This is a genomic window from Pigmentiphaga sp. YJ18 (assembly GCF_038066655.1).
Taxonomy (GTDB): domain Bacteria; phylum Pseudomonadota; class Gammaproteobacteria; order Burkholderiales; family Burkholderiaceae_B; genus Pigmentiphaga.
Genome location: NZ_JBBUKU010000001.1, coordinates 2023263 through 2038700 on the forward strand (window position 1 = coordinate 2023263; position 15438 = coordinate 2038700).

Below are 15438 nucleotides of genomic sequence, written 5' to 3' on the forward strand. Positions count from 1 at the left end.
TTACTCCCAGGCCGAGTCGTCCAGGCCGGGGAAGCTGATCTCGCAGTTCCCCGGGTCGAGGCGGGCCACTCGCGCCACGCCTTCCTGGTCGGTGGAGCGGGTGGCGGTCTTGCCGTTGGGCAGCTTGAACTTCACGCGTTCCCCCGTCACGGGCTGGCCTTCCTCGTCCAGCAGCTGGACCTCGATGTAGTGCGTCTTGTCCTTGTTCTCGTCCGAGGTCTGGTCGTGCGTCGGCTCGTCGCCGTCCCCGCCGCCCTTGAATACCTGGCCGGGGTCGGCGTGCGTGGCCAGCGCGGCCTGCAGCACCTGCATGGGGGACACGAGCGAGGCCGCGCTGCCCGAGGCCGGGCCGCCGCCGCTGTTGATCATCACCATGGGCGCCTGGATGTAGATGCCGCCCGCCGAGATGTCGATGAAGCTGCCGCCGACCTTGAGCGACAGCTTGGCCCCGGCCTCCAGCACCACGTTCATGCCGGCCTTCAGGTAGTAGCTTTGCGAGACGGACTCGCTGTGGCTCTTGAAGGATTCGCCCACGCCGCCGTCCACCTTCACCGACTGCGATCCCGTGATGGCCACGGCCTGCATGCCGGTGATCTTCAGGTGATCGTCGCCGCCGATCTCCGCCACGCGATCCTGCTTGATCTTCTCGTGGCGGTGGCGCTTGATCTCGGTCAGCCGGTCGCGCTCGACCACCAGGTGGTCGTCGTTGCCGATGGCGGTGCGGCGGTCGTTCCCCACGCGCACGTCCATGTTCTTCTGGGCATTCACGAACAGCTGTTCCTCGCCCTTCTTGTCCTCGAAGCGGATCTCGTTGAAGCCCTCGCCGCCCTTGCTCGACATGGTCTTGATGGTGGACTTGGTCTGCTCCGCGGGCAGGGCGTAGGGCGGCATGTTGTCGGCGTTGTAGACGCTGCCCACCACGATGGGCCGGTCCGGATCGCCGTCCAGGAAGTCGACGATGACCTCCTGGCCGATACGGGGGATGAACATCGCGCCCCACTGCCTGCCGGCCCAGACCTGGGCCACGCGCAGCCAGCACGAGCTCTTCTCGTTGCGGTGGCTGCGGCGGTCCCAGAAGAAATGGACCTTGATGCGGCCGTACTCGTCGGTGTAGATCTCTTCGCTCTTGGGACCGGCGACCACGGCCGTCTGCGGTCCGTTCACGCGGCCGCGCGGCGTGCGCAGCGGCGCGCGGTACGTGACCCGGTGGGGAATCACCGACAGCCGGTTGCCGTAGGTGCTGGCTTCCTCGCCGCCCAGGTCGCCCAGGTTGTTGGTGCCGCTGTGCTCCACCGACACGACCAGGTATTCCTCGTTCATCGCGTCGATGGGGTGGTCTTCCAGCTCGAACACATAGCCCGGCGTCAGCGTGCGGACGTTGCTGGAACCCTCCAGCGTCTCGTACTCGACTTCCTCGGCCTCGATCTCCACCCGGGTCAACTGGTCGCCGTCGGCCAGTTCGGCGTAGCCGCCGGGATGGCGATAGCGTTCGAACTCGGCGTTGTTGCCCACGCGTATCAGGGAATTGATGGAGACCCGCATGTCGGTGCCGGGCTTGGTGAAGTCGTAGTCGTTGGACACGTAGCGGCCGGTGCGCGAGGCGAACCGGCGCGACAGCCACGAGATGCCGTCGCGTTCTTCCAGCAGGATCTGCTGGTGGAAGGGCAGCGTGGCCGTCTCCAGCTTGGGGTTGTTGTCCCGGTTGTCGGTCAGGACCATGATCTCGGCGTCTTCCTCGTGGCGGAAGAAGTAATGGATGCCCGCCCGTTCCAGCAGCCGCGAGATGAAGTTGAAGGTGGTCTCCCGGTACTGGGTGCAATAGACCAGGTCCGGGTAGTCCTCGGTCAGGTGCAGCTCGTAGTCCGAGAAGCTGAATTCCTTGAACAGGGCCTCGACGATCCGGGGGATGCTCAGGTTCTGGAAGATGCGCGAATCCTCGTGCAGCTGCAGGAACCAGAACCACGGCACCACGTCGCAGACGTAGCGCGTGCTGTGGTTGTCGCCGTCGTTCTGGCGCGGCTCGCCGGCACGCTCGAAGCTCGACACCCATCCGCTCCAGTGGCGTTCGCCGTCCTCGGTGTAGATGCGCAAGGTCACGCGCTGGCCCAGCAGGGCGGACGGCTTGATGTCCTCCTGTTCCGAGGCCAGCGTCAGGTGGAAGCGGAAGGGCTCGGACAGCCTTTCGTGCCCCTCGAAGCGTTCGACCAGCAAGGCATCGTCGCCCAGCGGGGTGGCGAGGTCGAACAGCCGTTCGGCGGTGGAGATAGCCATGGCCGTCAGCGGATGCTGTAGGCGAAGCCGCCGTCGGCCCCGATGCCGGCGCCTATGTGGGAGATCGCCTCGGCCGCCCCCATGCGGGCCAGCACCAGGTCGGCCACCTCGGGCAGCAGGGTGCCCGTCAGGATGTTGTCGATGTTGCGCGCGCCGGAATCGACTTCGGTGCAGCGCTGCGCGATCGCGTCCACCAGCGCCTCGTCGTATTCGAACGCCGCCGCGTGGTTGGCGCGTATGCGCCGGGCGATCTTGTCCAGCTTCAGGCGCACGATGCGTTTCATGTTCTCGTCGCGCAGCGGGTAGTAGGGCACGAGCGCGCAGCGGCCCAGGAACGCGGGCTTGAAGGCCTCCTGCAGGTCCGGGCGCAGCAGGTCCAGCAGCTGGTCCACGGGCGGCCGGGTGCGGCCGTTGTCGCTGGCCTGCATGATGACGTCGGTGCCGGCGTTCGAGGTCAGGATGATCAGCGTGTTGCGGAAGTCGATCTCGCGGCCTTCGCCGTCCTCCATGTTGCCCTTGTCGAACACCTGGAAGAACAGCTCCAGCACGTCGGGGTGGGCCTTCTCGATCTCGTCCAGCAGCACGACGCTGTAGGGCCGCCGGCGGACCGCCTCGGTCAGCACGCCGCCCTCGCCGTAGCCCACGTAGCCCGGCGGCGAGCCTTTCAGGCTGGAGACGGTGTGGGCCTCCTGGTACTCGGACATGTTGATGGTGATCATGTTGCGCTCGCCGCCGTACAGGATGTCGGCCAGCGCGATGGCGGTCTCGGTCTTGCCCACGCCGCTGGTGCCCACCAGCAGGAACACGCCCTTGGGCTTGTTCGGGTCCTCCAGGTTGGCGCGCGAGGTGCGCACGCGCTGGGCGATGGCCTGCAGGGCGTGGTCCTGGCCGATCACGCGTTCGGCCAGCAGCGCGTCCAGCCGGCGCACGGCGTCGATCTCGTCGGCCACCATGCGGCCCACCGGGATGCCGGTCCAGCCGGCGATCACTTCGGCCACGGCGCTGCCGTCCACCAGCGCATGGACCATGGGGGCATCGTCTTGCGCGGTGCGCAGTTCGGCGCGCAGCCGGTCGAGCTCCTGCGCGGCGCCGGCGCGCTCGGGGGCGTCGGCCGGCAGGCCGGCCAGGGCGTCCAGGCGGGTGCCGATCTCGGCCACCAGCTTGCGTTCGGTCTCCCATTTTTCCTTCAGGCGGTCCAGGTCGGACTGGACCTGGTCCGTGTCGGCCGCGATCTCCGCCAGGCGCGCCGTGTGATCCAGCCCGGTGGCGGCCTCGGATTCCAGCTGCGCGCGCTCGGTGGCCAGGGCCTCCAGCCTGCGCTGGGCATCCTCCACCGCGGCGGGCGTGGCGTGCTGGCCGACCGCGATCTTGGCGCAGGCCGTGTCCAGCACGCTGACGGCCTTGTCCGGCAACTGGCGCCCCGCCACGTAGCGGGACGACAGCTTCACGGCGTCGGCCACCGCCTCGTCCAGGATGCGCACGCGATGGTGTTTCGCCATGGCCGCCGCCACGCCGCGCAGCATGCCGACGGCCTTGGCGTCGGCGGGCTCTTCCACCTTGATCACCTGGAAGCGGCGGGTCAGGGCGGCGTCCTTCTCGAAGTATTTCTTGTATTCGCTCCAGGTGGTGGCGGCGATGGTGCGCATCTCGCCGCGCGCCAGGGCCGGCTTGAGCAGGTTGGCCGCGTCGTTCTGGCCGGCCGCGCCGCCCGCGCCGATCAGCGTATGAGCCTCGTCGATGAACATGACGATGGGCCTGGGGCTGCGCTTGACCTCGTCGATCACGCCCTTGAGCCGGTTCTCGAACTCGCCCTTGACGCTGGCGCCCGCCTGCAGCAGGCCCAGGTCCAGCGACAGCAGCGTCACGCCGCGCAGCACGGGCGGGACGTCGTCGGCCACGATGCGGGCCGCCAGGCCCTCGACCACGGCGGTCTTGCCCACGCCGGGCTCGCCGGTCAGGATGGGGTTGTTCTGGCGCCGCCGCGACAGCACGTCCACCATCAGCCGGATTTCCTCGTCGCGGCCCAGTACCGGGTCCAGGTGGCCCTCGCGCGCCCGCTGCGTCAGGTCGATGCAGAAGCGGTCCAGGTTGGGGGTCGCGCTGGGCTTGCCGCCGGTACCGTCGGCGGCTGGCGCCTGGTCGACCGGCGCGCCGGTGTCGCCCAGCGCCAGCGCGTCGCGCGCTTCGGCCGACGCCGCGGCGATGGCGTGGAAGTTCTGCTGCAGCGATTCCAGGTTGATGCCCTGCACCGACTTGATGGCGGGCGCCAGCAGGCGCTTGAGGTCGGCGTCGGCCAGCAGTGCGATCAACAGATGGCCGCTGCGTATCCTGGCCTCGCCGTATTCGACCGAGGCGAATACCCAGGCGCGTTCCAGCAGCAGCGGCAGGTGGGGCGACAGCGCCGGCGTGCGCGAGTTGCCGGTCTTGAACGTGTCCAGCGCGCGGTCGAGTTCCTTGCGCGCCTGGTCGGGGGGAATGTCGAACTGGCGCAGGATGCGCGTGACGTCCGTGTTCTCGGCCTCGAGCAGCTTGGACAGCAGATGCTCGATCTCGACGTCGTAGTGGGTGCGCGACAGGCACAGGCCTGCCGCGCCTTCCATGGCGCCTTTGCATACGCCGTTCAGACGTCCCACCAATGCCCGCAGGTTCACCGCCATGACTGGCCTCCCGTTGCGCTGAATTGAAATTCGCAGTCGTCCGCCGGCCGCGCGCCGCACCGTCCGCCCAGCCAGGTGTTCCAGCCCAGGCGGGCGGCGTCCGTGGCGGCGCCGCCCAGCCGCAGGGGCCGGACTTCGTCGGCGCGGACCGCCAGCCGGATGCGCAGGTCCAGCGCCAGTCCGGTCATGAACCGCGCCAGCTCCACCGTGCCGTCCAGCCAGCCCGCCCGCTTGTCCGGCGGCGGCAGCAGTTGTTCGAAATGGCGCCGCCGCATCGGTCCCACCCGCAGCCGCAGCGTGCTCTGCCGGTCCCAGAAGCGGCTGCCCAGCACGCACTGCCGCCCCAGCGCCGCGGCCTGCCGGCCCAGGCGCGTGCGGTCGCCGGCGGGCACGTCCTGCCAGGTGCCGACGCAGCTTTCCACCGTGACCGGCGCCCGCAGGTAGTCGCTCATGACCTGCGCCAGCGACCCGGCACCGTGCGGCCGTTGCGACAGCAGGCCGGCGTAATAGCCCAGCGCCGCGCCGGGCAGCGGGCGCTGCCGCGCCTGGGACCCGGTCGCGCGGCGCGGGAACAGGCTGCCGTACAGATGCGGCGTGCCCATGCCTATCAGGTCGTAGACGTGCCGGTGCACGCCCGATTCGGCGTCCGACTCCAGCGCCACCTCGGGACGGTGGCGGGCCCAGGCGCGCCAGAACAGTTCGATCAGCCGGTGGTTGAACAGGTCCAGGAAGTCCTGCGCGGCCGGGTCGCGCGCCTGGCGCAGCGCCATCAGCCACTCGGTGTAGTGGCGAGGCAGGACCCCGGAGGGGCCGGCCAGGCCCATGAAATTCACCCGCATCAGCTGCGGTCCGTCGGCCCCGGCCCATGCCGGCCGATCGATGGAGGCGATTTCGTTCGGCGGGAAGAACAGGCCCAGCGTGGTGCCGAAACGCAGCGTGGCGGGGGGAATCGCGCGCGTCCCGGCCGGCACGCCGGCACCGCGCAGCAGCAGTCGCACGGCCTGGAAGAACCCGTATCGCTCCGGGTGCGCTTGCAGCAGGGCCAGGTGGCTGTGGGCGGGGGCGGCCATGTCGCTACACCAGGTGCTGGTCGCCCGAGCGCGGGGCGAAAGTGGCCATGGCGGTCTCGCGCTGCAAGGTCCGCACCGTCAGCCGGGTCCAGGAGTTCGCGGTGCAGTACAGCCCGAAGAAGCGATCGAGCACGCAGGCCAGCAGGTACACGCCCGAGCCCACGTACTGGTTCTCGTCGAAGGTCAGGGTGATGTCGGTGCCGCGCACGAAGGCCTGGCGGGGCGCCGCGCCCACGCGCGCGACCGACGGCGCGCCGGCCACGTCGACGATGCCGGCGATCTGCTTGCGCAGGCTGGCCGAGTCGGTGAAGTTGTACAGGCTCAGGATCTCCAGCAGCGCCTCGCGCCCGCCTTCGACGATGGACAGGTGGTTCAGCGCCAGATGGGAGATCAGCCGCCACTGGTTGGCCAGCCGCATGGGCGCGCGCCAGGTGGCGGTGGGCTTCTTCAGCAGCCGCGCGCCTGACACGGCGCCGGCGTCCTCGAGCTGGAGGTTGCTGTCCTCGCCGCCGAAGGGCAGGAGCGCCGGCAGGTCGCGGTTGGTGCAGGTCAGCATGATGGACAGCGTGTCCACTGAAGGCACGCTGGGATCCATGTCCTTGTCGACCAGCGCGATGCGCATGTCCGTACCGTCGTCCGAGGGCTGCGCGGACGGGACGCGGCGGGCGATCCAGTAGGTGCCCGGCTCCTGTTCGAGGCCGTGCGCCACCGAGAAGAAGGGCAGGAACTCCCGCACGTGTTCCTGCGAGACGCCGCGGGTGTGCCGGCGCACGCCGTCCACCGAATAGACCTCGAGCCCCAGCGGGCGCCGCACGTCGGGAATCACGGGATACTCGTGCAGTTCGTGGGTCAGCCGCACCGGCTCGGCCGGCTGCGAGAAAAGATTGACGATGGGCGTGCAGTGCAGCTTGAAGGTATCGCGCCCCACCGTCTGTTCCAGCCGGCCCAGGCGTTCCTGGCGGCCGAAGGGCGCGATCAGGAAACGTATGTCGATGCCGCGCGCGAAGCGGCGCAGGTCCAGGCCGGCCAGGTCCACGAACAGGAACTTCTCCGGCAGGACGAAGTATTCCTGGATCAGCCGGTAGCCCAGGAACGAGCGCGGATCGTAGTCCAGCAACCCTTCGCTTTCGCCCAGGCCCACCGGGCGCAGGCAGGAGGCGGGCAGTTCCAGCGGCTCGACCGCGGGCTGTCCCTCGGCCGCCGCGATCTGCACGCGGCTGGTGCTGTTGAGCAGCAGTTCGTGCAGCGCGTGCACCAGCGGGCTTTCGCCATCCAGATAGAAGCGCAGCGTGTCGACGCCCAGCTTGGCGAAGCTGGCCTGGCCGCGGGTCTCCACGCGCACGCTGATGGTGGCGGCCGTTTCCGCGCCGCGCAGCGCGAAGGCCGAGCGTTCGATGGATTCACAGCGGGCGGCCGTGACCTCCAGCGGCCAGACCTCCACCGGCCAGGCATTGCGGTAGCGCACGGGCTCGCCCTGCACGGGACGCGTCAGCAGCGTGGTGCCGCGCTCGACGCGCTGCGCGCCGCTCAGCTCCGCGCCCGGCGCCAGCAGCAGCTGGGCGATGGACATCGAGGGCACCGGCCGCAGGAAATGCGGATACAGCACCGACAGGAAGGCCTCGGTGATCTGCGGAAAGTCGTCGTCCAGCTTCTTGTGGATGCGCGAGGCGATGAAGGCGAAGGACTCGATCAGGCGCTCGACGTGCGGGTCTTCGTAGACGTCGCCGTCCAGCAGCAGCCGCGCCGCGATCTTGGGATAGCGCGCGGCGAATTCCTTCGAGAGCTTGCGCAGGTGCGTGAGCTCGTCTTCGTAGTAGGGAAGGAGTTCCTCGAGCATGGGCGGGGCGATGCGGCGCGTTGGAGTATGCAGTCTAGGAGGGGACGGCGCCCCGGGCCATTCGCCGAATGGCCTATTACTCGTGGCTTCGGGGCGGGCGCCGCAGCGTCCTATTGCTCCACGCAGTTGTCCGGATCGGGCACCACGCATTCGGCCAGTACCGCGGGGCCGCCCAGCGAGCGGGTGCGCACCGCCGCCGTCATGGCCGAGGTCTGGAGATCGCGCGGTAGCAGCAGCCACATGCGGCCGGTTTCCTTCATGCGCGAGGCCCGGTCGCCGGCCGAGGGGCCGAAGCCCCAGAAGTAGTCGGCGCGTACCGTGCCGCGTATGGCGCCGCCGGTATCCTGCGCGAACATCAGCCGGTTGACGGTGCCCACCGTGGGCGACGGGTCGCCGGTGGAAACGAAGACCGGGTAGCCCAGGGGCGTGGTGCGCGGATCCACCGCGATCGAACGGCCCGCCGTCAGCGGCACGCCCAGCGCGCCCAGCGGACCTTGCGGGCCATCGGGAATCAGGCGGAAGAACACGTAGCTGGGGTCGGGGATGCCGGTTGCCTGTCCCGCTCCGCCCATGGCGGTGGGCGCCGCGGGGGAGACATCCCCGGAGGCGGCGGGCGTGGGCGCGGGACTCGCGGCGGGCCGGGCCGGAGCCTTTCCGCCCAGCGCGGCGATGATGGCCGCGACCTCGGGATCGGGGGCCGCGGGCCGGCTGGCGGCAGGGGCGGCCGTGGCCACGGGTGTCGCGGCGGCCGGCGCGGCCACGGCCGGACGCGCCGGCGTCGCGCTGCCGCGCCCCTGCAAGGCGGCGATGATGCGGGCCACGTCGGGATCGCGCTGGATGGCCGGGGCGGCGCGCGGGCTGGCCATCGGCTGCGCGGCCGACGAGGTGGCCGCGGCGCTGCTGGCGCCCAGCGCCAGGCCGCGGGTCTTGATCGCGGCGCCGACGGTGGCGGTGTCGGCGCTCGATGCCTGGGGCAGGAAAGGATGGCCGTTCTGTTCGCCATAGGCGACACGCAGGGTTTCGCCGCCCGCCAGCCGGATCTTGCCCGAGCCCTGGATCTGTAGCGAATACAGCGCGTAGGCGTCGTTCACCCAGGCCAGTACCTGCGCGTCCAGCGCGCGCCGTTCGATGTCCTGGCGCGACCAGTACGGCACGATGCGGCCGCCCTCGGCCCGCACGCGATAACGCTTGTCGCGGATGCCGGGCGTCAGGCCGCTCATGTCCACGTCGTACTGCCGCGCGCCGGGCGAACCGGGCGCGGCGGGCGTCAGGCGCCGGTCGTCCAGCCGCAACCACTGCCGCTTGCCCGCGGCCGCCACCTGCGCGTCCAGGAACAGCAGGTCGGCCGGTATGCCATGGACGGGGTAGGGATAGCGGGAGCTGCGCGTGCGGCTGCCTTCCAGCAGCGGTTCGTAGTAGCCGGTGATGACGCCTTCGTCGCTCTGGTCCGGGTTCTGCATGGAATAGGCGTGGAAGCGCTGCTCGAAGAAGCGGCGGATGCCGCCGTCGTCGCTGGCCTCGATGCGGCCGGCGGCCGTGCACAGCTCATCCCAGACCGGTTTCTTGCCCAGGGCCAGGCAACTCTGGCGAAAGGCGCTCAGGCTTTCGCGCGCCGAGTCCGCCGACCAGCCGGGCAGGGCCGAGAACGGCACCGGCTCGAAGCGGGCGTAGCGGGTGGCAAAGGGGGTACCCAGGTCGTCCGGCGGTACCAGCCCGGGAGCGGGTAGGCCGTTGTCCCGGGCAGGGGCGGCGGCTGGCACGGGGCGGGCGGCCCCCGAGGGCGCGGGCGGGCGCGGCGCCGATGGCGCAGGCGCGACCGTCGCGGCCGTGGGCACGGCGGGCGCCGGCTGCTGCGTGGTTGGCGCGGTGCAGGCGGCCAAGGCCAGCAGGCCGGCACCGGTGGCGGTCGTCATGGACAGCCGGCCTTGCGCGGCCCGTGGCGAGCCCGCTTGAACATGGCTGGTCTCGGGCGTCATGGCGCTTCTCCCGACAGGATCCTGGCCATGCAGTGTGACGCCTCGCCCGCGCCCGTTCCATACCACTTAGGGGATAGGGCCTAAGGCGCGGGTGCTGCCGCGAGCCGCTGCCGCTGGTCCTCGTATTCGGCCGCCAGGCGCGCCAGCCGGGATTGCCGCGCCTGTTCCGAAACCCACTGGCCCTGGAGGGCCTGGCGCTGCGAGAGCTGGTATTCCAATCGCAATACCTGCAGCAGCATGCGGTTGTCGGCGGGGGGGAAGCCGGCCAGGCCGTGCAGCCGGCTCAGCACCACGCGCTCGGTATCGCCGCGCGCGCCGGCGCCATGGCCATAGCCGCTCAGGAAGGCGCGCACCTTGTCGCGCATCGCCTCGGGAAAGCCCCGCTGCATGACGATGGCGCCATGAGGGATGAGATCCGACTCCCAGATGATCTTCAGGCGCGCGGCTTCCTGGGGAAAGTGGCTGCGGAAGCGGTCCAGGTCGGCGGTGTTGTTGGTGGCCACGTCCACGTCGCCATTGGCCACGGCCAGCGCCGTACCCTGGTGGCCGTCGACGAGTTCGCTCGGGAAATGGCGCTCGATCGCGATGCCGCGGGGCGCGAAAAGCTGCAGCTGGGGAATGACGTAGCCCGACATCGATTGCGTCTCGCCCATGCCCAGGCGCCACTTGCCGGGCTGGTTCAGGACATCGTCCAGCGACTGGATGGGGCCGTCCTTGCGCACGATCAGGACCGAGCGGTAGCCGGGCAGGCCATCGGGCCGCACGACCTGGTTCAGGACCACCATGCCGTATTGCAGCACCGCCTCGAGCGCGAGCTTGCCCGACACGAAGGCCAGGTCCACGCGGTTCTCCTGCATGGCCAGGCGCAGGCCTTCGTAGGACGTGAAGGACAGGGCGACGACGGGGCGGCCCACCGAGGCGCCCATGTCGTCCAGCAGCGGTTTCCAGTCCTGGCGCGATTCCAGCGCGCCGCCCAGGGGCAGCACCCCGAAGCGCAGCGCGGCTTCCTGCGCCCGCGAGACGCCCGGCAGGACGGCCAGCGCGGCACTGGCGAGCAGCAGCGCGAACGACATCCGGCGAACGAGAAGCTGGGCGAGCGTATGCACGATGGGGTAGCGTGGATCGGGGCACCGGATCATCGCATCAACCCGCGCGGACAGAAAGCGACGACATATTTGGCAACAGAATCTGCAAGAATCGAATTCGCTTGTCTTGGCGAACGCGGCTATCCACAATCACGAGACCGTCACTTTCCGTCTCCGCATGGCCGCGCCGCCGCGTCTCGCCGATCTTGCCCGCCGCTCCGTCGGCAGCGTGCCGCTTGCCGTGCGGCTGATGCTGCTCAGCCTGGTGCCGGCCGCGGTGGCCATCCTGCTGGCGATGTCGGTGCTGGCGCGCCATCACCTGACCGAGCTGACCGAACTGACCGAGAACAACGCGCGGGCGGTGGCCCGCCAGGTGGCGACCCTGTCGCGCACGTCGCTGATGCGCATGGACCGCCGCGCGATGCTCAACGCCGCCCGCGTCGGCAGCCAGCAGCCGGGTGTCAGGCAGGTGCAGATCCGCACCCTGGATGGCGAGATCGTCGCCCAGTCGGGTTTCTGGACCAAGCCTACCGATCCGCCGGGACTGGAGGTGCTCGAACCCATAGATAGCGAAGAATCGGCGCGCGCCGGCGAAGTCATGGTGGAGTTCGACCTGGACTCCATCGCCGCCGCGCGCCGCAACCTGTGGTCCACCCTGGCCGCGTTGCTGGGAGCCAGCCTGCTGGGCGTGGGCATCGCCGGCTGGTGGGCGGCGCGGCGCATCAGCGCGCCCATACGCAAGCTGGCCGAGGTCGTCGACCGGCTGGGCGAAGGCGAGGAGGTCGAAGTCGACACCGGCGCCACCGCCGAGGTCGGCCGTCTGCAGCACGGGTTCAAGGTGGCGGCCCAGGCGCTGGCGGACAGCCGCAGGACCATGAAGAGCCAGATCGTGCAGGCTACCCAGGAACTGGCCCTGAAGAACGCCCAGCTGGAGGCCGCCAACCAGGGCAAGACGCGTCTCCTGGCCGCGGCCAGCCATGACCTGCGCCAGCCGCTGCATGCGCTGACGCTGTTCGCCGATGCGCTGCGCTCGGACGAGACCGATCCGCCGCGCCTGGCCTGCATCGCCTCCATCCAGGAGTGCGTGCATTCGCTGGACAGGCTGTTCTCCGAACTGCTCAACCTGTCGCAGATCGACGCCGGCGCGGTGCGCGTGCAGCGCGCCGTATTCCCGCTGGACCACCTGTTCGACGACATCAGCCGCAACTTCCGTCCCCAGGCCGAGGAGCAGGGACTGCGGCTGGTCGTGCGCAAGACCGACGCGTGGGTCGATTGCGACTACGTCATGCTGTCGCGCATCCTGAACAACCTCGTCAGCAACGCGCTGCGCCACACCACGCAAGGCGGGGTGCTGGTTGGCGCCCGCCGGGACGCGGGAGGGATGCGCATCGGCGTCTGGGACACGGGCGTGGGCATCGCGCCGGAGCACCAGCACAAGGTGTTCGAAGAGTTCTACCAGGTCGACGCGTCCAGTTCGCGAGGCTCGCGGGGCCTGGGGCTGGGCCTGGCCACGGTGCGCCGCCTGTGCGACCTGCTGGACATGCCGCTGCGGCTGCAATCCCGCGTGGGCCGGGGAACCGTGGTGACCGTGGTCGCGCCTGCGGCGGCGCCGGCCGAGGTGCCGCCGTCCTGCCCGGCGCAGGGCGCCCAGGTCGATTTCACGGGCATGTTCATGCTCGTGGTCGACGACGAACCCAATATCCTCGAAGGGCTGTCGCTGGTGCTGCGCAACTGGGGTGCCGAGGTGGCCGTGGCCGAGAGCCGGGCGCAGGTCCTGGCCCTGGCCGGGCAGTGGGCGCGGCCGCCCGACGTGGTGATCACCGACCTGCTGCTGCGCGACGGCGAGAACGGGCTGGAGGTGCTGCGGGCGCTCGACGCCCATCCCGGCATGGGCGGCCGCCGGGCGGCGCGCCTGCTGGTCACGGGCGAGACCAAGCCGGACCGGCTGCGCGAGATCGCCGAGGCCGGTATCGCGGTGCTGCACAAGCCGGTCACCAGCGAAGTGCTCAGGCAGGCGCTGGCGGCGGTGCTGCGCGATGCGCGCGGCGACCGCTACTTGACGGCGTAGGCCTGCGTATTGAGCTGCAGCACCGCGTCGAACTGCACCTTCTCGCGGTCGGGACCCAGCGACAGCAGGGCGTCCACCTTGAAGCGCAGCACGCGCTCGTATTGGCGAGGAGGCTCCAGTCCCACCCTGACCCGCGACAGACGGCTTTCGTGCTGGCTGATGGCGGCCTCCAGCGCGCGCCGTATCCGGTCGCGGTCGTGCGGGCTGAGCAGGCTGTAGGACGAGAAATCGGGAATGCCGTAGGTCAGCGACGACTTGCGGCATTCGGCATAGGCCTGCGGAATCAGGCGCGCTCCTTCCGAGCGCGTGTTCAGCAAGGCCTCCAGGTCGCGCGAGACGGCCTCGCGCAGCGCGTAGATATCGGCGCGGCCACTGTCCGGCGACGCCGATTCCAGGCGTTCGATCAGGCTCTTCATAAGGGGAGCCCACCCCCTACCCGCGTAAGCGCGTAGGGGGGGACCTCTACACCTTCACGTTCTTCTTCAGGTCCCAGCCGGCGGACGCGTTACCGGACGATTTCCCGTCGATGCCGATCTTGCTGTAGGTCATCTCGATCTTGCCGAAGCCCAGCGCGACGGCTTCCAGCGGCACGTCCTGCGTATTGTCCGAGGAACCGTCGCGATTGACCGAGGTCACGATCACGTCGGTCAGCTTGTACTCCATGTACTTCTCTTTCTGCCCGCCGGCGCGGTTCAGGGTGATGGTCGCCTTGGGAATCGTGGCCCCGGTGCAGCAGTATTCGAACAGCTTGGGGCTGGCGATGTCCAGGTTGTGCAGGAAGCTGAAGTTCTTCACTTCGACCCGCGCCGACCCGAGGTTGCCCGACGACGATGCGGTGTTCGACTGGGGCTGGGCCGCGCCGAAGCCATAGTTCTGGATCTCTATCCAGTCCTTGTGCTTCTCGTCCGTGCTTTCTCCCTTGATCCCTTCAAGCTGGATGAATGCATCGAATGCCATGATTCAGACTCCTCGTGGTGAATTAGCGGGCCGATTGCGGAAGTTCGGCCACCAGGCGCAGCGAGACGCTCAGTTCGTCCAACTGGTAGTGCGGGCGCAGAAAGGCGGCGGCCTTGTAGGCGCCCGGCTTGCCGGGTATCTCGGCCACTTCGATACGGGCTTCGCGCAGCGGGAACTGAGCCTTGCGTTCCTGCGAGGCCATGTCGTCCAGCAGGACGTACTGCGCGACCCAGTTGTTCAGATAGGTCTCGACGCTTGCCTTCGAGGCGAAGCTGCCGATCTTGTCGCGCATCATCGTCTTCAGATAGTGCGCGATGCGGCTGACCGCGTAGATGTATTGCAACTGCGACGACAGCCGGGCGTTGGCGTTGGCGGCATCGGTGTTGTATTCCTTGGCCTTCTGCGCCGACTGGGTCGAGAAGAAGGCCGCGTAGTCCGTGCCCTTGCAGTGCACCAGCGGAATGAAGCCCAGATCGGCCAATTCCTTTTCGCGCCGATCGGTGATGGCGATCTCGGTCGGGCACTTCAGCGCGACCTCGCCGTCGTCGGTGGCGAAGGTATGGGTGGGCAGCCCCTCGACCAGGCCGCCGCCTTCCACTCCGCGGATCGCCGCGCACCAGCCGTAGCGGGCGAAGGCGTCGGTGATGCGCGCGCCCAGCGAGTACGCGGCGTTGCTCCACAGGTACTTGGAGTGGTCCTTGCCGGTCACGTCTTCCTGGTAATTGAAGGCCTCCACCGGCGCGGTGTCGGGGCCGTAGGGCAGGCGTCCCAGCACGTGCGGCATGGCCAGTCCGACGTAGCGCGAATCCTCCGACGCGCGGAAGGATTTCCACTTGGCGTACTCGACCGTATCGAAGATCTTGGCCAGGTCCCGGGGCCCCGACAGGTCGGTGAAGCTCTCGAACCCGAACAGCTCGGGCGAGGCGGCCGACAGGAAGGGCGCATGCGCCGAGGCGGCGATGTGCGACATCTCCTCCAGCAGATACATGTCCTCGGGATGGCGCGTGAACTCGTAGTCGCCGATCAGCGTCGCGAACGGCGCGCCGCCGAAGGTGCCGTATTCCTCTTCATAGACCTTCTTGAACAGCGCCGACTGGTCGAAATCCGAGGCGCTCTTCAGGTCCTTCACCAGTTCCTTCTTGCTGGCGTTGAACAGCTTGACCTTCAGCGTGGTGCTGGTTTCCGAGCTGTCGATCAGGTACTTCAGCCCGCGCCAGCTGCCTTCAAGCTGCTGGAACTCGGGCGCGTGCATCACGGCCGACAGCTGGTCGGACAGCACCGCGTCCAGTTGCGCGATGCGCGCGTCGATGGAGGCGATGGCGTCGCGCGAGATCGTGACCTCGCCGTCGGCGATCTGGCTGACCAGCTCGGCGATGAGGTCCCGCGCCCGTTCCTTCTCGGAATCGGAGCGGGCGATGCGGCTTTGCGACAGGATGGAGTCGAGCAGCGAAGCGGACTCGGCTTCGGCGGATGCGGCGGGCGCCGCGCCTTGTTGCTGGGTGTCGGCCATGGGCGTT

The 15438-nt window shown here is 69.3% G+C and carries 10 protein-coding genes; 1 reads left to right on the forward strand and 9 read right to left on the reverse strand.

Annotated elements, in window-relative coordinates; genetic code table 11:
* The 6 genes from tssI to phnD form a co-directional block, all read right to left on the reverse strand.
* The gene (gene tssI / locus WKR98_RS09850; RefSeq protein ID WP_341432764.1) at positions 1-2271 is read right to left on the reverse strand and encodes a type VI secretion system tip protein TssI/VgrG; all 2271 of its coding nucleotides are present in this window, start codon (positions 2269-2271) and stop codon (positions 1-3) included.
* A gap of 5 nt (positions 2272-2276) precedes the next feature.
* Positions 2277-4928, reverse strand: a complete 2652-nt coding sequence (gene tssH / locus WKR98_RS09855) for a type VI secretion system ATPase TssH (RefSeq protein ID WP_341432765.1) — start codon at positions 4926-4928, stop codon at positions 2277-2279.
* On the reverse strand, positions 4919-5998 hold the full coding sequence (gene tssG, locus WKR98_RS09860; protein ID WP_341432766.1) for a type VI secretion system baseplate subunit TssG: 1080 nt from the start codon (positions 5996-5998) through the stop codon (positions 4919-4921). The genes tssH and tssG overlap by 10 nt, the downstream gene beginning before the upstream one ends.
* Before the next feature lie 4 nt (positions 5999-6002).
* Positions 6003-7835: a type VI secretion system baseplate subunit TssF gene (gene tssF, locus WKR98_RS09865; protein WP_124687936.1), complete on the reverse strand. Its 1833-nt coding sequence runs from the start codon at positions 7833-7835 to the stop codon at positions 6003-6005.
* A gap of 110 nt (positions 7836-7945) precedes the next feature.
* Positions 7946-9811 (reverse strand): murein transglycosylase A, encoded by a 1866-nt coding sequence (mltA, locus tag WKR98_RS09870; RefSeq protein WP_341432767.1) that lies wholly within the window; start codon positions 9809-9811, stop codon positions 7946-7948.
* A gap of 80 nt (positions 9812-9891) precedes the next feature.
* On the reverse strand, positions 9892-10950 hold the full coding sequence (gene phnD, locus WKR98_RS09875; RefSeq protein WP_341432768.1) for a phosphate/phosphite/phosphonate ABC transporter substrate-binding protein: 1059 nt from the start codon (positions 10948-10950) through the stop codon (positions 9892-9894).
* A gap of 124 nt (positions 10951-11074) precedes the next feature.
* Here phnD and WKR98_RS09880 point away from each other — a divergent pair, with 124 nt between their 5' ends.
* A complete protein-coding gene (locus tag WKR98_RS09880; RefSeq protein WP_124687938.1) occupies positions 11075-12964 on the forward strand; it encodes an ATP-binding response regulator in 1890 nt (629 codons plus the stop codon).
* Here WKR98_RS09880 and tssE read toward each other — a convergent pair.
* From tssE to tssC, 3 genes are read right to left on the reverse strand one after another with little or no spacing between them, the layout of a single operon-like run.
* A complete protein-coding gene (gene tssE / locus WKR98_RS09885; RefSeq protein WP_087840934.1) occupies positions 12949-13380 on the reverse strand; it encodes a type VI secretion system baseplate subunit TssE in 432 nt (143 codons plus the stop codon). The two genes, WKR98_RS09880 and tssE, sit on opposite strands and share 16 nt — an antisense overlap.
* 46 nt (positions 13381-13426) lie before the next feature.
* Positions 13427-13921, reverse strand: coding sequence for an Hcp family type VI secretion system effector (locus tag WKR98_RS09890; RefSeq protein WP_124687939.1), 495 nt, complete (start codon positions 13919-13921; stop codon positions 13427-13429).
* 22 nt (positions 13922-13943) lie between these two features.
* A complete protein-coding gene (tssC, locus tag WKR98_RS09895; protein ID WP_124687940.1) occupies positions 13944-15431 on the reverse strand; it encodes a type VI secretion system contractile sheath large subunit in 1488 nt (495 codons plus the stop codon).
* Positions 15432-15438 lie beyond the last annotated feature (7 nt).